Source organism: Amycolatopsis sp. NPDC059027 (assembly GCF_042739735.1).
GTDB lineage: Bacteria > Actinomycetota > Actinomycetes > Mycobacteriales > Pseudonocardiaceae > Amycolatopsis.
The window spans coordinates 1-18,824 of the sequence record NZ_JBHYIK010000102.1 but is presented as its reverse complement, the minus strand read 5'-3'; the positions used below and the strand labels follow the sequence as shown (position 1 = coordinate 18,824).

20 protein-coding genes and 2 tRNA genes are annotated in these 18,824 nt (G+C 68.6%); 8 read left to right on the top strand and 14 right to left on the bottom strand.

Annotation, left to right across the window (positions count from 1 at the left end; all coding sequences use genetic code 11):
- Positions 1-59: 59 nt before the first annotated feature.
- Together prmC and ACFWY9_RS41345 are read right to left on the bottom strand one after the other, a co-directional pair.
- Positions 60-926, bottom strand: a complete 867-nt coding sequence (gene prmC / locus ACFWY9_RS41350) for a peptide chain release factor N(5)-glutamine methyltransferase (protein WP_378330406.1) — start codon at positions 924-926, stop codon at positions 60-62.
- 148 nt (positions 927-1,074) lie between these two features.
- On the bottom strand, positions 1,075-2,181 hold the full coding sequence (locus ACFWY9_RS41345; protein ID WP_378341450.1) for a multiprotein-bridging factor 1 family protein: 1,107 nt from the start codon (positions 2,179-2,181) through the stop codon (positions 1,075-1,077).
- A gap of 141 nt (positions 2,182-2,322) precedes the next feature.
- On the opposite strand from ACFWY9_RS41345, the gene ACFWY9_RS41340 reads away from it, so the two are divergent.
- Entirely contained in the window at positions 2,323-2,604 is a 282-nt protein-coding gene (locus ACFWY9_RS41340) for a hypothetical protein (protein WP_378330408.1), read from the top strand.
- A gap of 3 nt (positions 2,605-2,607) precedes the next feature.
- Here the strand turns inward: ACFWY9_RS41340 and ACFWY9_RS41335 are convergent, their stop codons facing one another.
- Positions 2,608-2,955, bottom strand: coding sequence for a MerR family transcriptional regulator (locus ACFWY9_RS41335; protein WP_378341449.1), 348 nt, complete (start codon positions 2,953-2,955; stop codon positions 2,608-2,610).
- 59 nt (positions 2,956-3,014) lie between these two features.
- Here ACFWY9_RS41335 and ACFWY9_RS41330 point away from each other — a divergent pair, with 59 nt between their 5' ends.
- From ACFWY9_RS41330 to ACFWY9_RS41315, 4 genes are read left to right on the top strand one after another with little or no spacing between them, the layout of a single operon-like run.
- Complete coding sequence (locus tag ACFWY9_RS41330) at positions 3,015-3,782, top strand: alpha/beta fold hydrolase (RefSeq protein WP_378341448.1); 768 nt, start codon at positions 3,015-3,017, stop codon at positions 3,780-3,782.
- Between the two features lie 3 nt (positions 3,783-3,785).
- A complete protein-coding gene (locus ACFWY9_RS41325) occupies positions 3,786-4,592 on the top strand; it encodes a TIGR03619 family F420-dependent LLM class oxidoreductase (RefSeq protein ID WP_378341447.1) in 807 nt (268 codons plus the stop codon).
- Positions 4,593-4,639: 47 nt separating this feature from the next.
- Positions 4,640-5,653 (top strand): glycosyltransferase, encoded by a 1,014-nt coding sequence (locus tag ACFWY9_RS41320; RefSeq protein WP_378330412.1) that lies wholly within the window; start codon positions 4,640-4,642, stop codon positions 5,651-5,653.
- Positions 5,650-6,081: a GtrA family protein gene (locus ACFWY9_RS41315; protein WP_378330413.1), complete on the top strand. Its 432-nt coding sequence runs from the start codon at positions 5,650-5,652 to the stop codon at positions 6,079-6,081. The genes ACFWY9_RS41320 and ACFWY9_RS41315 overlap by 4 nt, the downstream gene beginning before the upstream one ends.
- Here ACFWY9_RS41315 and ACFWY9_RS41310 read toward each other — a convergent pair.
- The 7 genes from ACFWY9_RS41310 to gltX all read right to left on the bottom strand — a co-directional run bounded on the left by ACFWY9_RS41310 (position 6,078) and on the right by gltX (position 12,017).
- Positions 6,078-6,491, bottom strand: coding sequence for an SgcJ/EcaC family oxidoreductase (locus ACFWY9_RS41310; RefSeq protein ID WP_378330414.1), 414 nt, complete (start codon positions 6,489-6,491; stop codon positions 6,078-6,080). The two genes, ACFWY9_RS41315 and ACFWY9_RS41310, sit on opposite strands and share 4 nt — an antisense overlap.
- 104 nt (positions 6,492-6,595) lie before the next feature.
- Positions 6,596-8,035 carry a hypothetical protein gene (locus ACFWY9_RS41305; protein WP_378341446.1) on the bottom strand — a complete coding sequence of 480 codons (1,440 nt, stop codon included), beginning with the start codon at positions 8,033-8,035 and terminating at the stop codon, positions 6,596-6,598.
- Between the two features lie 37 nt (positions 8,036-8,072).
- The gene (gene prfA / locus ACFWY9_RS41300; RefSeq protein WP_378330416.1) at positions 8,073-9,143 is read right to left on the bottom strand and encodes a peptide chain release factor 1; all 1,071 of its coding nucleotides are present in this window, start codon (positions 9,141-9,143) and stop codon (positions 8,073-8,075) included.
- A gap of 157 nt (positions 9,144-9,300) precedes the next feature.
- Positions 9,301-9,373 (bottom strand) — tRNA-Glu (locus ACFWY9_RS41295).
- 102 nt (positions 9,374-9,475) lie between these two features.
- Positions 9,476-9,547 (bottom strand) — tRNA-Gln (locus ACFWY9_RS41290).
- Between the two features lie 51 nt (positions 9,548-9,598).
- Positions 9,599-10,333, bottom strand: coding sequence for an HAD family hydrolase (locus ACFWY9_RS41285; RefSeq protein WP_378325901.1), 735 nt, complete (start codon positions 10,331-10,333; stop codon positions 9,599-9,601).
- Positions 10,334-10,535: 202 nt separating this feature from the next.
- Entirely contained in the window at positions 10,536-12,017 is a 1,482-nt protein-coding gene (gene gltX, locus ACFWY9_RS41280; RefSeq protein ID WP_378325741.1) for a glutamate--tRNA ligase, read from the bottom strand.
- 99 nt (positions 12,018-12,116) lie between these two features.
- On the opposite strand from gltX, the gene ACFWY9_RS41275 reads away from it, so the two are divergent.
- The gene (locus ACFWY9_RS41275; RefSeq protein ID WP_378325740.1) at positions 12,117-13,358 is read left to right on the top strand and encodes an FAD-dependent oxidoreductase; all 1,242 of its coding nucleotides are present in this window, start codon (positions 12,117-12,119) and stop codon (positions 13,356-13,358) included.
- On the opposite strand, the gene ACFWY9_RS41270 is transcribed toward ACFWY9_RS41275, so the two are convergent.
- Both ACFWY9_RS41270 and ACFWY9_RS41265 read right to left on the bottom strand, forming a co-directional pair.
- Positions 13,355-14,125 (bottom strand): fumarylacetoacetate hydrolase family protein, encoded by a 771-nt coding sequence (locus ACFWY9_RS41270; RefSeq protein WP_378325739.1) that lies wholly within the window; start codon positions 14,123-14,125, stop codon positions 13,355-13,357. The two genes, ACFWY9_RS41275 and ACFWY9_RS41270, sit on opposite strands and share 4 nt — an antisense overlap.
- A gap of 54 nt (positions 14,126-14,179) precedes the next feature.
- Positions 14,180-14,488, bottom strand: a complete 309-nt coding sequence (locus tag ACFWY9_RS41265) for a hypothetical protein (RefSeq protein WP_378325738.1) — start codon at positions 14,486-14,488, stop codon at positions 14,180-14,182.
- Between the two features lie 99 nt (positions 14,489-14,587).
- On the opposite strand from ACFWY9_RS41265, the gene ACFWY9_RS41260 reads away from it, so the two are divergent.
- Both ACFWY9_RS41260 and ACFWY9_RS41255 read left to right on the top strand, forming a co-directional pair.
- The gene (locus ACFWY9_RS41260; protein WP_378341445.1) at positions 14,588-15,442 is read left to right on the top strand and encodes a helix-turn-helix domain-containing protein; all 855 of its coding nucleotides are present in this window, start codon (positions 14,588-14,590) and stop codon (positions 15,440-15,442) included.
- A 14-nt stretch (positions 15,443-15,456) separates the two neighbouring features.
- A complete protein-coding gene (locus ACFWY9_RS41255) occupies positions 15,457-15,729 on the top strand; it encodes a DUF397 domain-containing protein (protein ID WP_378325736.1) in 273 nt (90 codons plus the stop codon).
- Here ACFWY9_RS41255 and ACFWY9_RS41250 read toward each other — a convergent pair.
- Positions 15,704-16,822: a methyltransferase domain-containing protein gene (locus tag ACFWY9_RS41250; protein ID WP_378325734.1), complete on the bottom strand. Its 1,119-nt coding sequence runs from the start codon at positions 16,820-16,822 to the stop codon at positions 15,704-15,706. The two genes, ACFWY9_RS41255 and ACFWY9_RS41250, sit on opposite strands and share 26 nt — an antisense overlap.
- Before the next feature lie 36 nt (positions 16,823-16,858).
- Positions 16,859-18,475: a citramalate synthase gene (gene cimA, locus ACFWY9_RS41245; protein ID WP_378325732.1), complete on the bottom strand. Its 1,617-nt coding sequence runs from the start codon at positions 18,473-18,475 to the stop codon at positions 16,859-16,861.
- Positions 18,476-18,824 lie beyond the last annotated feature (349 nt).

Below are 18,824 nucleotides of genomic sequence, written 5' to 3'. Positions count from 1 at the left end.
CCACACCCGGTACGCGTTGATGGCGAATAACGACGCCACCACCGCGAGCAACCCCCCCTTCAGCCGAGCCTTCGGGCGGTGACGAAACGAGCGCGGCCCGCGAAGTCGTTGTGGTCCTCGACCGCGGTGAGCACCCGGCGGGCCCGGACCAGCGCCGGGACGGCGGAGCCGTGCGTGTCGTCGTGCTCGATCGCCAGCCCGCCCCCCGCTCGCAGCAACCGCGCCCCCGCGGCGATCGCGTGCCGGATGACCGCGAGACCGCTTTCTTCGGCGAACACCGCACGAGCCGGGTCGTGCTCGGCGACCTCGGGCGGGACGGGCGTGCCGTCGGGCACGTACGGCGGATTGCACAGCACCAGATCGACCAGGCCGTCGAGTTCGGCGAAGATCGTGGTGTCGGAGATGTCCCCGGAGTAGAGCCGGATCGGGGTGTTCCCGGCGTCGGCGTGGACGTCGGCGTTGTGCCGGGCCCAGGCCAGTGCCTGCGGATCGACGTCGACGGCGTACACCACCGCGTCCGGTCTCGCGTGCGCGACAGCGAGAGCGAGCGCGCCGGACCCGGTGCACAGGTCCACCACGACCGGGAATTCGCGGCCGTGCAGGAACTTCAGGCCCCAGTCGAGCAGCAGCTCGGTCTCCGGGCGCGGGACGAACACCCCGGCGCCGACGTTCACGGTGATGTCCCCCAGCGCGGCCCAGCCGGTGAGGTACTGCAGCGGGATCCGTTTCGCGCGCTGGCTCACCAGCTGCCCGATCGCCTCGACGACCGGCGGATCGACCAGCGGCACCATCGGCAGCCTGCCACGCTCGACACCGAGCACGTGCGCGGCGATGAGCTCCGCGTCCGACCGTGGCGAGGCCACGCCCGCCTCGGTCAGGATGCGGGTCGCCTCCATGATGGCCAGGCGCAACGGCTGCCGCTTCACTGGTCGTCCTTCATCTCGTCGAGATTGACACACGAGGCGGAACAACCCCGTATGCGGACACGGCGCGTCGGGGCGGATCCGCGTGCTCCCCAGACTATCGAGTCGCGGCGCGGCGCCTCCGCCGCACGCGTGTTCCCGCCGCGGGTGCCTAGCGGTCGGCGAGCCGCACCGCGTACCGCAGCCCGGCGAGTTGCTCGCGGGAGTACCCGGGCAGCTCGCTGCCGGAGCCGAGACGCTCCAGCGCGGCCGCGGTCCGGCGGCGCAGCCGGGGCCGCTCGGACAGCAGCGACGGCCGGGAGACGACGAGGCTGTAGAGGGTGTCCAGGTTCAGGGTCAGCTGCGGGGTTTCGGGGCCGAGCCGGTGCACGAGGTGCCAGCCGAGGCGTTGCCCGCCCCAGCAGCGGGGGTCCAGTTCGGCGACGAACCGGTCGTCGGCCTGGTCGTCCACGAGTTCGCCGGTCCAGTAGGCCCAGTAGTTGAGATTGGCGGTCTCGGCCCAGCCACCGGACGTGCTCCGGACGAACGAGCACAACGTCTCCGCGTCACCGGTCACCGCGAGCGCGATCGACGCCGACCGCTTCGCCAGCAGCTCGGCGACGTCCCCGTCCTCGATCTTCCGCCCGCTGGTGCGTGTCCACTCGTCGTGCAGCCAGGTCTTCACCGCCGCGCTCTTCCCGAAGCCGAGCAGATACACCGCCTGACGCCGGAGCAGCCGCTGATCCGGCCCGACACAGCGATCCGCGACGGCGAGCAGGTGATCGAAGAACCGCTTCTGCTCGTCGGGACAGAACGTCGGCCAGAGCGGTTCGGGGCCGCGGCGCGGGACGCGGGAGACGAACCCGTCCAGCTGTCCCGGGGTGACACCGGTGAACGGCCAGGTGAGCAGGTTGATCAGCGAATGCCGGTGCACCGCGGCGGCGAGCGGATGCGGATCGGGTATGGCACCGACGCCGCCGTGTTCGATCGCCAGCGACAGCACGACGTCGACCTCGATCGCCTCGCGCAGATGCCGCCCGGTGGAGGACGGCGCGCCGAGCCGCAGGAGACAGTTCCGCAGCCGCAGGAGGTCCCCCGTCTGCAACGCCGAGAGCGGGCGCCTGCCCGACTCCCACGCCTGGACGGTCGTGACGTCGGCGCCGACCGCCTCGGCCAGCCGTTCCTGGGTGAGCGCGGCCGTCTGCCGGGCGAGCTTGAGGACGAACCCGGACACCGTCCCCCGATAGCGGGAACTCCGACCGCTGGTCGATGTCGGCACCGCGCCCTCCTCCTCTGCCCCGCCCTGACCGGACAGTCCGGGGCCCCGACTCGGACCGGGGGTCTGTTCCGGAAGAGGCGCGGCGAGCCTACTCTGCGTCCGCATGATTACGAATAGTGACCACAGAGGAGTCGCCCAATCGTGACCGCGCAGATCATGGTCGACCTCGACCGGGTGCACCCGGTCGTCGACGGCCGCTGGCACCGAGCCCTCCTGACCTGCATCCCCGGGCCGGGCGAGGTGATCACGACGCTGTGCGGGCGCACGGAGGAGGTCGAGTACCTGCCCTACAGCAGCGCCGCCCCGCTCGCGACCATCTGCTGGGACTGCGACCTCGAATACCGCGTCCGGCACAACATCGCGACGCTGCCGAACCACCCGGCACTGCGCGGCATGGTCCCGCCCGCCCCGCGCGGGAAGTAGCGGCTATTCCCCGGCCGAGAGGTAGTTCGCGAGCACGCCGCGCCGCCGGCGCAGGGTGTCGATGCGATCGTCCATCGCGTCGAGTTCGCGACGCAGCGTCGTGGCGAGCTCGGGGCAGAGGTCCAGCTCGGCCTCCTCGCCGCTCGCGCACTCCAGCGCGGTGGCGATGACCTCGGTGTTCAGCCCGGCGGCGAGCAGGCGGCGGATCTGCCGCACCCGGATCACGGCGTCCTCGGTGTACTCGCGGTAGCCGTTGCGGTCACGCCCTGCCGCCAGCAGTCCCTGCTCGCCGTAGTACCGCAGCAGGCGCTGGCTCACGCCCGTCCGCCGCGACAGCTCACCGATCCGCATGTGTCCCCCACCACCCGGGCTTGGCCTTCACACCGATGTCAATCCTTAACGTCACGAGCATGACGAATCATTTCGCGCACATCGTCCGGGGCTCCGGGCCGGGACTCCTGCTGGCGCACGGCGGCGGGGGCACCATCGCGGGCAACTTCGGCCCGATTCTCGACGACCTCGCGCGCACGCACACCGTCGTCGGCGCCGACTACCCGGGGAGCGGCGACACTCCCCGCAGCACGACGCCGCTGGAGCTCGACGCCGTCGCCGACGAGCTGGTCGCCATCGCGACCGACGCCGGACTCGACAGCTTCGCGATTCTCGGCTATTCCCTCGGCTCGGCGGTCGCGGTCCGCGCGGCCACCCGGCATCCCGGCCGCGTCACGGCCCTGATCCTGACCGCCGGGTTCGCCCGCCAGAACAACCGCATGCGCCTCGCCACCGACGTCTGGCGCACGCTGCTCGACGGCGACCGCAGGCTGCTCGCGAAGTTCCTGACCCTCGTCGGCACCGGCGAACGCCATCTCGAATCGCTGAGCGCCGAGGAGCTGGAACGGGCCGTCGACGAGCTGGCCGCGTTCATCCCGCCGGGCAGCCCCGAGCACGTCGACCTCGTCGCGTCCGCCGACACCAGGGCCGAGCTGGCCGGGATCGGCGTGCCGGCGCTCGTCATCGCGACGACACTGGACGGCCTCGTCTCCCCCGCGCTGTCACGGGAGCTGGCCGCCTCGATCCCGGGCGCCGAGCTGGCCGAGATCGAGGCGGGGCACAACATCGCCGTCGAGGCACGGGACGACTGGCTGACCACCATCGAAAAGTTCCTCGGCAGGAGCTGAACCATGGATCTGCAGGTGGTACTGCCCGACGAGGCACCCGACATGGACCCCGGGCGCCCCGCCGCACTGGCGCGAGCGGCCGAGGAGCTCGGCTACGAGACCGTGTTCCTGCCCGATCACGTCCTTCCGCCGGGGCCCTACGGCGAAGTGTTCGGCGGGGTGTACGAGCCGCTGATCACGCTGGCCCATATCGCGGCGGTGACGGAGCGGATCCGGCTCGGCACGTCCGTGCTGATCGTGCCGCTGCGCGATCCGTTCGTCCTGGCCAAGCAGGTCGCGACGCTCGACCGCCTGTCGCGGCACCGGCTCACTCTCGGTGTCGGAGTCGGCTGGAACACCCGGGAGTTCGCCGAACTCGGCGCGGACTTCGCGGCGCGAGGGAAGCGCACCGACGAAACGCTGGAGCTGCTCGACACGCTCTTCACGACCGGGCGGGGGCCGGACGGCGGACACTTCGAGCCCCGTCCCGAAGGCCGGATCCCGGTCGTGGTCGGCGGGAACTCGACGGCCGCGCTGCGCCGCGCGGCACGGCTGGGCGACGTCTGGCAGAGCGCGGGCCTGTCACCCGCCGACTTCGAGAATCGTGTTGTGCGGCTCAACGAACTGGCAGGCGGGCGGGAGATCCGGGCCTCCGCGCGGATGGAGTGGACCGGCGGCCGGGACGACCTCGACCGGGCCGTGGCGGACGCGCACGCCTACGCCGGGGCGGGGGCCTCCGCGGTCGCCGTCCACTTCGGTGCCGAGAGTGGCTATGCCGAGCGCATGGCGGAGTTCGCCGAGCGCATGACCTCGTCGCCGCCGGGCCTGTGATCTCCTAGGATGGGCGGACGATCGCCGTAAGAACCCCCGGAGACCCCGTGTCCGCAGAACCGGCCGACGAAGCGCGAAGAGTCGCCTTCATCTTCCCGATCTTCAACGAGGAAGCCAACATCGACCTGCTGCACAGTACGGTCGACGAGGTCACACGGCCACTCGCGGACAGGTACGCGTTCAGCTTCATCTACGTGGACGACGGCAGCCGCGACGGCTCGCTGGCCAAGCTCGCCGAGCTCGCGGAGCGCGACGACCGCGTCACCGTCGTCGAGCTGTCCCGCAACTGCGGGCACCAGCTCGCGGTCACCGCCGGGCTCGACCTGGTCGACGCGGACGCGACGATCATCATGGACAGCGACATGCAGGACCCGCCGAGGGTCGCGCTCGAACTGATCGAGAAGTGGGAGGAAGGCTTCGACGTCGTTTACGCGCAACGCCGGTCGCGCCAGGATTCGGCGTTCAAGAAACTGACCGCGAGCACCTTCTACTGGTTCCTGCGCAAGATGGCCGCGGTCGACATTCCCAAGAACACCGGCGATTTCCGGCTCGTCGACCGCAAGGTCGTCGACGAGCTGCGCAAGTACCGGGAACGCGACCGCTTCCTGCGCGGGCTGGTGAGCTACATCGGCTTCAAGCAGACAGCGGTGCTGTTCGACAGGGACAAACGGCACGCGGGCGTCACGGGATATCCACTGCGCAAAATGCTCCGGTTCGCCGCCGACGGCATTCTCGGCTTTTCCGTGACCCCGCTGCGCATGATCACCCGCTTCGGCTACCTGATCTCGCTGCTCAGTTTCCTCGGCGTGCTCTACGTCGTCGGCGTCAAGCTGTTCGCCCCCGAAACCGCGGTGCCCGGCTGGGCGTTCATCACGATCGCGATGTTCTTCCTCGGCGGTATCCAGATCATCATGCTCGGCGTGCTCGGCAGCTATATCGGACGCACCTATTCCCAGGTGCAGAACCGGCCGCTGTACACGGTGGCATCGGTCCGCACCGGGCCGCCGGACCCGGGTGAGCGGGAGCGGACGGGTGCGGACGCCGGGAGTGCCACGCGGTGAAGCTCGTCACCGGCACCCAGCTGCGGTTCGGCCTCGTCGGCGTCGCGAACACACTCCTCGACGCGCTCGGCTACGCGTTGCTGGTCACCCTCGGCGTCCCGATGTTCGTCGCGAACTTCCTCTCGACGAGCGCCGGGATGGCGCTCAGCTTCACCCTCAACCGCAGCTTCACCTTCCGCGCGAAGGACGGGAACGTGCGGCGCCAGGCGATCCTGTTCTTCGCGGTCACCGCGTTCGGACTGTGGGTGATCCAGGCGCTGGTCATCATGGCCGTCACGAAAGCGTTCCCCGGCGTGCACGTCCTGGTGCCGAAGGCGGCCGGGATCGCGGTCGGCCTGGTGTGGAACTACGTGCTGTACCACCAGGTCGTCTTCCGGCGGCCGCGCCACGCACCCGCCGAAACCACCCCGGAAGCCGGCCGCGACTAAGTGACGTTGGTGTTCTGGACCGCGTGAATCCACCAGGCGCCCGCTCTCCTGACCAGCACCCACGTTCCGGCGTTTTCGAAGCCTTCGCGGCCCGCCATGGTCACGTGCTGCCGGAGGGCGAGCACGGCCACGTCCGGGGCGGGGAACGTCAGGCGTTCGATCGTGTAGCCGCTGCGATAGCCCTCGGGAGCGGCGGCCAGCGCTTCCCTGTGGTACGCGTTGATTTCTTCCCAGCCGACGAACCGTCTGCCCGCGGGGTTGGTGAAGACGACGTCGGCGGTGAAACACGCGTCGAACTCCGCGGCGTCGAGGTCCGCGATGGCGGAATCCAGTTTCGCCACGAGTTCCCTGATACTCCGCACGTCCGCCTCGTTCGCGGACCGTTCCTGCCCGGCGGGGCGCGCGACCATGCCGATCCCTCCTCCACATCGCCAAGAGACCAGGCAACGCTAAAACCTCGACCCAAGTCGATGTCAAGGACGAGGCCGGGTCGCGCGGAATCGGCAACGAGCAGCTACGCCGCCGGCTGGACGGCGACCTCCTGCGCGGCTTCGTCCGATGCCGCCGGGACTTCCTCCGGTGCCTTACGGGGCAACAGGCTGAGCCCGGCGAACACCGCGGCGAGCAGCGTCGGGAACAACGTCAGCTGCTGGTGTTTGACACCCTCGATGCCTTCGCCGAGACCGGAGGCGAGGAACTGCCCGACCGAAAACAGCAGCAGCATCAGCGTCACCACGCCGAGGTCGCGGCGACCGGAGCGGCGCCGGAACGCGCGGATCCCCAGCCACAGCACGACTATCCACAGTGGAAGGAGGAAGAACAGGCCGAGCGGCGCGAGGAAGCCGGTCAGGCCGGACACGACGGGAACCCGGTACTCCTTGGCCAGCGGAGGCTGTCCGGCGTGCTCGCCGAAGCTGCCGAGGTTCGGCACGCGCGCTGTCAGCACTTCCTGTGCCGACTTCTGCATGATCTCGACTGTCCTCAATGGATGCGTGAGGTAGTAGTGCGCGACATTGCGCCTGCTGATCTTGTCGCGGTACTTCGGGTACAGCGGATCACTGTGCGCGGGATGTGCGCTCCACCAGCCGGTCCCGCTGTACTTCGCGAACTCCGCCGGGAGCCCCAGCGCCGCGAGATCGGCGGCCGAATCGTGCTTTCCGTCCACAATGGCGTCGAACACCACGTGATACATGTTGGCCTCGCGGTATTCTGCGTTGGCCGGGTCCCCCGTCGACTGCATGAGCGCGGTCCCGGTGCCCGCGACGGCGAGCACGGCCAGCGGCAGCGCCCACCGTGCCAGGCCGCGCACGCCCGGCGCGCGCACGAACAGCAGCGCCAGCACGAACACCGGGATCAGCAGCAGCGTCTGGGTTTTCGCGTTGATCCCGATCAACGCGCCCGCCACTGTGACGACCGCGCCGGCGTAACGCCACGCGCCCGCGCGGTTCATCAGGAGCAGACCGCCGCACAGCAGCAGAATGCCGATGAACGCGGCGCCCTCGCTGAGCACCGAAGCCACGTAACCGAAAAACGCCGAATCCCCGGCCACGAGCAGCAGCAGCGCGGTGGCGATGATCCGGTTCCGCGTCGACAGCCGCAGTCCCAGCACGATCGCCGTGATGCCGAGCGCGAGCAGAACGGTGCACAGCACGCCGAGCACGAGCAGGTTCAGCACCGAGGACGAACCGAGTAGTTTGCCGAGTTCGCTGGCGGTCTTGTCGAGCCAGCTCTGGCTGGAGATGTACGCGCTCTTGCACTCGGGCGCGGCGCCGTAGGCGAACCGGACGAACTTCTCCGACGGGCGGTCCGGCTGGCTCGCGCCGAGCTGGCACAGCAGCCGCCAGCCGTCGCCGTTGTCGGCCATCCCGATCGGCCGCGGCACGAGGAACCGCACCAGGAGCACGCCCAGCGACGTGATCAGAACACCGAGGCCAAGCCGGATTTCGCGTGCCACTCGGGATACCTTAGGTCGTTACGTTCCGCTGTCCCGCTCAGCCTGCCTGAGCGGCCAGCCGTTCTTCGCGGTCGGCGGTGGCCAGCGCGTCCAGCACGCCGTCGAGCTCGCCGTCGAGGACCTGATCCAGGTTGTACGCCTTGTAGTTGACCCGGTGATCGGAAATCCGGTTCTCCGGGAAGTTGTACGTGCGCACCCGCTCCGAGCGGTCGACGGTGCGGACCTGCGAACGACGCGCGTCCGAAGCCTTCGCGGCGGCTTCCTCCTCGGCGATGGCCTGCAACCGGGCCTGCAGCACCTGCAGCGCGCGGGCGCGGTTCTGGATCTGCGACTTCTCGTTCTGGCAGGAGACCACGATGCCGGTCGGCAGGTGCGTGATCCGCACGGCCGAGTCGGTCGTGTTGACGCTCTGGCCACCGGGGCCGGACGAGCGGAAGACGTCGATGCGCAGGTCGTTCGGGTCGATCTCGACCTCGACCTCCTCCGGCTCCGGATAGATCAGCACCCCGGAGGCGGAAGTGTGGATGCGGCCCTGCGATTCGGTGGCGGGGACGCGCTGCACGCGGTGGACGCCGCCCTCGAACTTCAGCCGCGCCCACACGCCGTCGGCCTCGGCCGTCTTGCTCTTGATCGACAGCGTGACGTCCTTGTAGCCGCCGAGATCGGAGTCGACCGAGTCCAGCACCTCGGCCTTCCAGCCGTGCCGCTCGGCGTAGCGCAGGTACATCCGCAGGAGATCGCCGGCGAACAACGCCGATTCCTCGCCGCCCTCCCCGGATTTGATCTCCATGACGACGTCGGAACCGTCGTAGGGGTCGCGCGGCAGCAGCAGTTCGGTGAGTTTGGCCTCCAGCACCGGAATCCGGGCGCCGATTTCCTCGGCCTCCGCGGCGAAAGCGGGATCCTCGGCCGCGAGTTCCTGTGCCGCGGTGAGGTCTTCACGGGCGCCGTCGAGTTCGCGGACGGTCGTGACCACCGGCGTCAGCTCGGCGTAGCGGCGGCCGAGCTTGCGGGCACGCGACTGGTCCGCGTGCACCCCCGGGTCCGCCAGCTGCGTCTCCAGCTCGGCGTACTCGGACAGCAGCCCCTTGAGCGAACTCGAATCCACCACTCCACCTCTCGGACGACGCCCTGCCGGACAAAGCTCAAAACAAACGGGGCCCCCCCCCCCGGTGGGGGGTGGGGGTTGTGCCCCCCCCGGTAGACACAACGCGAGCGAGCCCGCGTCTGTGCTTTTCAGCAGACACGGGCTCGCTTCGCTCGCGTACCCCCGATGGGATTCGAACCCACGCTACCGGCGTGAGAGGCCGGCGTCCTAGGCCGCTAGACGACGGGGGCTTAGGAACTTTTCCCCGTATGACCGGGGAGTTTTCTGTTTTTCTTGCGAGAGAGAATCTATCAGAGCCGATTTCCCGGCTTGAGAGGGGGTCTCTCTTGCAGCTGGGGTACCAGGACTCGAACCTAGACTAACTGGACCAGAACCAGTCGTGCTGCCAATTACACCATACCCCAGTGAGGTACTGATCCGGTCTTGCGTGGCTCAGCACCGCACGAGGAGAAATACTAGAGCACGCGGTCCCGGAGTGTGAACGCGGGGGTCCCACCGCTGCGCTGCGCGGGCACGCCGACGGTGGCGTACTCGGAAACCAGCAGCTCAGGGAGTTGGCCGAGGGTCGTGACGGTGTGTACACCCTCGGGCGCGCGCTCGCCGACGCCGTCGCGGTCGAGCCAGACCGCGCCGAGGCCCGCGTTGTACGCGCCGATGGCGTCGGTGTCCAGTTTGTCTCCCACATGGACGGCACGGGCGGGATCGCAGTCCAGTTCGAGGCAAACCGAGTGGAACATCACAGGATGGGGTTTGGCGACGCCGAGTTCGCCGGCGATGGCGACGTGATCGAAAAACGGGGCGAGGCCGAGGTCGGAGATCTTTCTTCGCTGGTGCGCGCCCGAGGCGTTCGTCACGGCCGCCAGCCGCAGCCCGGCGGCGCGCAGCCATTCCAGGCACGGCATGACGTCGTCGAAGAGCGCCCAGGAATCGGCCAGCAGTTCGCGACGGCGACGTTCGAACGAGTTCACCTGATCGGCGTCGGCGATGATGCCGAGTTCGGCGAGGAAGCACTCGGTGCGCCGGTGGTGCATGGTCGGGTAGTCGATCTGGCCGGCCACGACGAGCGCGACGTGTTCCTCGGTGATGAGGTCCCACAGCGGCCACAGGTCGCCACGACCGGTGAGCAGGCCGAGGGTGCGCCGGATCGCCGCGGTGCAGTCGATCAAGGTGTCGTCGATGTCGAGGCACACCAGCCGTAGTTCGGGCGGTACCCACGGTTCCTGCCCGGTGGCGGGCGGAGCGGTTGGCAACGGGGTCCGGGGTGCCAAGGCGAAATCCACCCCGTGAGGCTAGGGCTTTTACCGCGCGCGCGACGCGGCCAAAGAGGTGATTGCGCCTCCACTGATCCGGCCCCGTCGTTCTACTCCCGGTGGGTGGATCGTCCCCGATCGGTTACCCGTCCAGCGCGCGGCGCAGCCTGCCGAGCGAGACGTCGCGGCCGAGCAGTTCCATCGATTCGTACAGCGGCGGGGACACCGTGCGTCCGGTGATCGCGACGCGCACCGGCGCGAAAGCCTTGCGGGGCTTGAGACCCAGACCGTCCACAAGGGCGTCTTTGAGTGCCTGCTCGATACCGCCGGTCTCCCACGACGGCAAGGCTTCGAGCGCGGCGATCGCGGCACTCAGTACCGGTTTCGCTGCCTCACCGAGGTTCTTGGCCGCCGCGTCCTCTTCGGGCACGAACTCCGCGTCGTCGACGAACAGGAACCGCACCATAGAGGAAGCGTCCGAAAGAACCGTGACCCGTTCCTGGACAAGCGGCGCGATCGTGGTGAGCCGCGCGAGCTGTTCCTCACCCGGCTCACCCGGCAGGACACCGTCGGCGATGAGGTACGGAATCACGCGGGTCACGAACTCGCCGGAAGGCAAGGCACGCACGTGGGTGGCGTTGATGGCTTCGGCCTTCTTGAGGTCGAAGCGCGCGGGGTTGGAGCTGACCTTGCCGATCTCGAAGGCCGCCACCAGCTCGTCGACGCTGAAGATGTCGCGGTCGTCCGCGATGGACCAGCCGAGCAGCGCGAGGTAGTTGAGCAGGCCCTCGCGGAGGAAACCCCGCTCCCGGTAGAGGAAGAGGTTCGACTGGGGGTCCCGTTTGGACAGTTTCTTGTTGCCGTCCCCCAGCACGGAAGGCAGATGCCCGAACTCGGGGGTGAACTCGGCGACGCCGATGCGGCGCAGCGCGGCGTACAGCGCGAGCTGACGCGGGGTCGAGGGCAGGAGGTCCTCGCCACGCAGGACGTGCGTGATCCGCATGAGCGCGTCGTCGACCGGATTCGTCAGCGTGTACAGCGGGTCGCCGTTGGCACGCACCAGAACCGGGTCGGGCACCGAGCCCGCCGGGAAGCTGATGTCACCGCGGACGAGGTCGGTCCAGCCGAGGTCGGCGTCGGGCATGCGCAGCCGCAGCACCGGCACGCGGCCCTCGGCGCGGTAGGCGGCCCGCTGCTCCTCGGTGAGGTCGCGGTCGAAGTTGTCGTAACCGAGCTTCGGGTCCCGGCCGGCGGCCTTGTGCCGCGCCTCGACCTCCTCGTTGGTCGAGAACGCCTCGTACAGCTCGCCCGCGGCGAGCAGGCGCGCGGCGATGTCGGCGTAGATCTCGCGCCGCTCGCTCTGCCGGTACGGCCCGTAATCGCCGCCGGCTTCCGGCCCCTCGTCCCAGTCGAGGCCGAGCCAGCGCAGCGCGTCGAGCAGTTGCTCGTAGGACTCCTGCGAATCACGCGCGGCGTCGGTGTCCTCGATCCGGAAGACCAGTTTGCCGCCGTTGTGCCGGGCGAAGGCCCAGTTGAACAGTGCAGTCCGGATCAGCCCGACGTGCGGGGTGCCGGTCGGCGAAGGGCAGAAACGCGCGCGAACCACAGAAGTCGTCTCAGTCATAGCCCGATCAGCGTATCCGTCGTCGGCACGCTTGACGCATCCGCGTGCCGGGTGCATTCTGAGCTTATTCAACAAGTGATGAATAAGGGGATGATCGAGATGACCGAGCGCACCGGGTGCGTCGTCGTCGGGGGCGGTCCCGCGGGCATGGTGCTGGGGTTGCTGCTGGCCAGGGCGGGGGTCGAGGTGACCGTGCTGGAGAAGCACGCCGATTTCCTGCGGGACTTCCGGGGCGACACCGTGCACCCCTCGACACTGACCCTGCTCGACGAACTGGGCCTCGGCGAGAAGTTCCACGCGATCCCGCACAGCGAACTCGACTCGGCCGGTTTTCCGACGGCTGACGGCGGGATCATGAAACTCGCCGACCTGAGCCGTCTCAAGGTGCCCCACCCCTACATCGCGATGGTCCCGCAGTGGGACTTCCTCGACCTGCTCGCCGACGCCGCGACCAAGGAACCGACGTTCACCCTGCGGATGAGCACCGAGATGACCGGTCTGGTCCGCGAAGGCGGCCGGGTCGCCGGGATCGCCTACCGGACCAGTGCCGGGGAGACGGGCGAACTGCGCGCCGACCTGGTGGTCGCCGCGGACGGCCGCTGGTCACTCGCCCGGCGCGAGGCGGGGCTGGTGCCGGTGGAGTACGACAACCCGTTCGACGCCTGGTGGTTCCGGGTCTCCCGGCACGACGACGAAGCCGCCGGAATGCTGATGCCGAGGATGCACAACCGCCGGTTCGCCGTCCCACTGCCCCGCCCCGGCTACTTCCAGGTCGCCTATCTGGGCCCGAAGGGCGAGGACCTGCGCGATCACGGGATCGAGTGGTTCCGGGAGAACGTCGTCCAGGTCGTCCCCGAGTTCGCCGACCGCGTGCACGAGCTGAAGACGACCGACGACATCAAGTTCCTCGACGTCCGGCTGAACCGGCTGCGCAAATGGCACGTCGACGGGTTGCTCTGCATCGGCGACGCGGCGCACGCGATGTCGCCGGTCGGCGGCGTCGGGATCAACCTCGCCGTGCAGGACGCGGTCGCGACGGCGGCCCTGCTCGCCGAGCCGCTGCGCCGCGGCAGGCCCGCCGGCGCCGACCTGGCGAAGGTCCGTGCTCGCAGGCTGCTGCCGACCGCGCTGGTACAGGGGTTGCAGCGGCTTCTGCACCGGGCCGTCATGCGCCCGGTGATGGCGGGCGAGCGCAACGGCCCGCCCGCGGCGATGATCAAGCTGTTCAGCCGGTTCCCGAAGCTCACCGTCGTCCCGGCGCTCCTGCTCGGACTCGGCTTCCGGCCCGAGCACGCACCGGCGTTCGCCCGCCGGGCCATGGAGCCCGTGGCGAAGGACTAGGCGCCGGCCACGGGGTTGGTCAGCGTGCCGATGCCCTCGATGGTGATCGAGACCTGCTGTCCGTCGACGATCGGGCCGACCCCCTCGGGAGTGCCGGTCAGGATGATGTCGCCGGGCAGCAGTGTCATGACACCGGAGACGAACTCGATCAGGTCGGGGATCTTGTGCACCAGGTCGGAGGTGCGCCCGTCCTGCTTGAGCTCACCGTCCACTTCGGCCTTCAGCGAGAGGTCCTCGGGGTCGAGCGCGGTCTCGATCCACGGGCCCAGCGGGCAGAACGTGTCGAAGCCCTTGGCACGGCCCCACTGGCCGTCGGACTTCTGCAGGTCACGCGCGCTGACGTCGTTGGCGATCGTGTAGCCGAGGATCACGCTCTTGGCCTGCGCTGCCTTGACGTTCTTCACCGGCTGGCCGATGACCACGGCCAGCTCGCCCTCGAAGTCGACCCTGCCGACGTCGGCGGGCCGGCGGATCGGCGCGTGCGGGCCGATCACGGTGGTCGACGGCTTGATGAACAGCATCGGCGCGGCGGGCAACTCGTTGCCCAACTCGGCCGCGTGCTTGGCGTAGTTGCGGCCGACCGCGATCACCTTCGAGGGCAGGATCGGCGCGAGCAGCCGCACGTCGGCCAGCGGCCAGCGCTTGCCGGTGAAGTTCGGCTGGCCGAACGGGTGCTCGGCGATCTCGAGGACCTGGGCGTCGTCACCGTCCCCCTCGATCGAGGCGAACGCGACTCCGGCGGGGTGGGCAATACGAGCTAGACGCACGAGGCCAGTCTACGTATACGTAACCACCCGGCCCGCCGAGGTCCGCGATCCGGTTCAGCCGCCCGCCAGCTCGTAGTCGTTCATCGCGCGACATTCCGGTTCGTTGAGCCAGACCAGCCGGGCCTCGGCGGTCTTGCGGTACCGCTTGAGGATGCTGGCCGCCGAATCCGAATGCCAGGTCATCCCCGGCTCCCACATGATCGCTTTGCGCGGCTCGGCGAACTCCATGCCGAAGGCGAGGAACGCGCCGTCGTCATCCTCGCCCAGCCGCTCCCGGTACACGCCGTAGAGAGCGAACAGGCGAGGCGCGGACTCCCTGGCCTCGTCGTCCAAAACGGTCAGCATCAGTTCATTGACGTCCACTTCGCCCTCCCGAGTTCGGCTAGCTGAAATCTATGCGAGATGTCTAGCGATGACAATCACACCATTGGGCGACACCCGAACCTCGCGAAGCGAGAGAGGATGGGCGCCATGGCAACCAGGAACGATCCTTCGGCACTGCGCTGGCTGGTCGGCGTGGAGCTGGCGCACTTCCGCAGGCAGACCAGCATGACCATCGCCGAGGCGTCGGACGCGTCCGGCATCACGCGGGCCAAGGTCGGGCACATGGAGACCGGCCGGTACCAGCAGTACCCCGATGACGTGGCGAGGCTGCTGGGCTCCTACGGCGTCGCGCAGCGCGACATCGACCGGCTGACCTCGCTCGCGGGCAGCACCGAGGGCAAGTCCTGGTGGGCGCCCTGGTCAAATGTCGTGCCGGACTGGGTGAAAACCTTCGTCGGGTTGGAAGGCCTGGCCGACGCCGAGTTCGTGTTCGAGCCCATGGTGTTGCCCGGCCTCCTGCAGACCGAGGACTACGCTCAAGCCCTCACCGAGTCGGCTGGCTTCGTCCGTCGAGACCATAGCGAGCGGTTCGTGTCCTTCCGACTGGCCCGCGCCAAACGGCTCACCGAGGACGACCCGCTCGAACTGCACGCGGTGATCGGCGAGGCGGCCCTACGGTTCAACATCGGCACCAAGGAGATCCGCCAAGCCCAGTACCGGCACCTGCTCAAGCTCGCAAAACTGCCGAATGTCACGATTCAGGTGCTCTCGCCCGAGGATGGCCAGCATGTCGCGACCACTGGGCAGTTCGTCGTGTTCGACTTCGCCCAGGCACAGTCAATCGCCTACAGCGAGCACTTGGAAGGTGCTGTCTACGTGCAGGACCAGGATCACCTGCGGACGTATAAAATGGCGGTCGAGAACCTGCGGTCGGTCGCGTCCGCACCGACCAAATCCGTCACGTTGATCAGGTCCATGATCGACGGGAGTTAGCCCGGAGGCCAGCCGTGTCCGCCCCAGACCTCGCCACCGTCCAGTGGGTCAAGAGCAGCTACAGCTCCAACAACGGCGCTTGCGTTGAGATCGCCTTCCTGCCGCCTGCCACGCGGTGGGTCAAGAGCAGCTACAGCAACAACAACGGCACGTGCGTCGAGGTGGCGTTCGTGCCGGGCGGGGTGGCGGCCCGGGACTCGAAGGATCCCGAGGGCGGCGCGCTGGCGTTCTCCGCCGCCGCGTTCGGCTCGTTCCTGCGCGTCATCGCTCAGCGGTCTCCGGAGTGACGACGACCCGCCACGCATCCACCGGCGGCTTTCCTTCCGCGGCCCACGCGCGGAACGCCGCCTCCACCTCGTCCCACAGGCGCCGGGGACCGTACTGACGGATGAGGCGGGGTCCGGGAGCATCGCTGTAGCGGGCAACGGCCCAGGATTCGCCGGTCGGATCTCGTAACCACAGGAGATGATCGCCGCCTTCTCCCACTGGTGGACGGTGTTCCCAGACGCAGTTCGGGACTCGCACTCCGACGGCCCACCGGACGTCGTGGCTCTCGGCGACCCGCCACGGCTTCAAGGTGGTGGTGGAAGCCTCGGCGGCGGGATCATCCGGATCAAGATCGTCGACGGTCCAGTCCGGGGTCCGCTGAGCGCGCACTGCCATGAATCCCACCCTGCCGACCGGGCTTCCGGTGGCGATGCCGTGTTCATCGACGGCGAAGCGCACCAGAGGCAGGCTGCCGCTGAAATCGGTGCGCATCGGCGCGACGATGACACCGCCGGGTTTGGTTTGCTCCAGCCAGGCCGCAGGCAGCTCACCGACCCGCACGGCCGCGGTGGCGAGCACCCGGTCGTAGGGCGCTCCCGCGCGGTAGCCCTCCGCGCCATCACCCGTGACCACGGTCACCGGAAAGCCGTTGTCGGCCAACGCATTCCGCGCTCGATCGGCGAGTTCCGCGTCGATCTCGACGGTGACCACATTCCCGGCACCGAGCCGCGCCGCCATGATGGCGGCGTTGTACCCGGTACCGGTGCCGATCTCCAGCACCCGCTGACCATCGTGCACGTCAAGGGCGGCCAGCATGCTCAGTACCAGGTCGGGCTGGCTTGCCGAACTCGTGCACACCGCACCGTCGACGGCAGGCCATACGGTCCGGCCGTCATCGAACTGGGTGAGCACCGGCACGTTGAGGTAGGCCGACTCCAGCCAGAGATCCGGATCGTCGTCGCGGCTGATCGGCCGCGGCTCGCCTTGGTCGTCGTCCACCCAGAATCGTGGTGGCAGGAAACGATGCCGAGGCACGGCCAGGAAAGCCTCGCGCCATGCCGCCGGCATCGCTCCCACCGAATCCAGTTGGGCGACCAGTCGCTCAATCGTCATCGTCGGCCGGCGGCTGCTCGTACTCTTTCGGGTACCTCATGACCGCAGGCTCTTGTGCACCAGCGCGTCGCACAGTGCGAGCCAGCTCGCCTCGACGATGTTGCCGTGCACGCCGACCGTGGTCCATTCCCGTTCGCCGTCGGTGGTCTCGACGAGTACTCGCGTCACAGCGTCGGTACCGGGGTGCCCCGGCAGAATGCGCACCTTGTAGTCGGCCAGTTCCACACTGTCCAACCAGGACAGATGCGGCGTCAAAGCCTTGCGCAGCGCGGCATCCAGCGCATGGACCGGCCCGTTGCCCTCCGCGGTGGCGATCACCCGCTGGTCGTGAACGTGCACCTTCACCGTGGCCTCGGAGACGACCTCGCCGTCGGGCCGGTGGTCGAGCACCACCCGGTAGGACTCCAGCTCGAACGGCGGCTCGTCGAGCACCTCGTGCTCGGGGCCGTCGACTTCCCTGCGCAGCAACAGTTCCAGCGAAGCGTCGGCGGCTTCGAAGGACCAGCCCTCCGATTCGAGCCGCTTGACCTTCCGCACCACGCTGGTGAGCGCTTCGGGCCGGCCGGCAAGGTCGACCCCGAGCTCACGTCCCTTGAGCTCGAGACTGGCCCTGCCGGCCATCTCGGTGACCAGTACCCGCATGTCATTGCCGACAGAAGCTGGATCGATGTGGTTGTACAGCAACGGATCCACCTTGATCGCGCTCGCGTGCAGTCCCGCCTTGTGGGCGAAGGCCGACGCCCCGACGTAGGCCTGGTGGGTGTCGGGGGCGATGTTCGCGATTTCGGCAAGGGCATGGGAGACGCGGGTGAGCTCGGCGGCGCCTCCGGTCGGGAGGACCTCCATTCCGAGCTTGGTCACCAGGTTTCCCGTCACGGCGAACAGATCGGCGTTACCCGCCCGCTCCCCGTAACCGTTGGCGGTGCACTGGACGTGCGTCACGCCGGCCTGCACGGCGGCGACGGAGTTCGCCACCGCGCAGGAAGTGTCGTCCTGACAATGGATTCCGAGCCGGAACCCGGTCTTTTCCTTGACCTCACGGACAGTTTCGGCGAGGTCGAGCGGAAGCCGGCCACCGTTGGTGTCACACAGCACGAGGACGTCGGCTCCCGCGCTCGCGGCCGCGTCGAGCACGCGCAGCGAAGTTTCGGGAGAATACGCGTAGCCGTCGAAGAAGTGCTCGGCGTCGAGGAACACTCGACGTCCTTCGCCGACAAGGAAAGCAACCGTGTCACGCACCATCGCGCACGCTTCGTCCACGTCGACCCGCAGCGCGCGCTCGATGTGGCGGAGATCCGATTTGGCCACCAGCGTCACGACCGGCGCCTGCGCGTCGAGCAGCGCGCGGACCTGCGGATCGGCGTCGGCGGTAGCCCCCGCCTTGCGGGTCGACCCGAACGCCACCAGCGCGGCGTGCTTGAGCTGCAACTCCCCGGCGGCGGCGCGGGCGAAGAACTCGGTGTCCTTGGGCAGCGCGCCCGGCCAGCCACCCTCGATGAACCCGACGCCGAGCTCGTCGAGCAGCCGGGCCACCGCCAGTTTGTCCGTGACGGAGTAGGAGATCCCCTCGCGCTGGGCACCGTCGCGCAGGGTCGTGTCGTAGAGGTGGAACGCGTCGCCGAGCGGAGTATCGGCGGGCTCCTTGCGGTTCACGGTCAGCTCCTAGGCCAGGGAAAACTGTTCTTGGACAACGCTGTGCCTTTTGGGCAACAAAAAAGCCTCCCGCAGGAATGCGGAAGGCTGCGCGCCGGATGCTCTCGTGGAGCACCTATCCGGCGCGCTCGGCAATAATCGTGGCGATGGTGGCCATGTGGGCATCATGCCACACGCTTCGCGGCACGTCCACTGCCTGGATGACTCGTCTCATCTGCCGAGACGATGCCTGCCGGGCCCCCGCACCCCCGCAGGTCCGTGAATGCCACATTGAGGGACTCCGAGTCCCTCAATGTCTGTCTCTTATAAACAAATCCGCGCCCACGAGACCAATATCCATCTGGGTGTG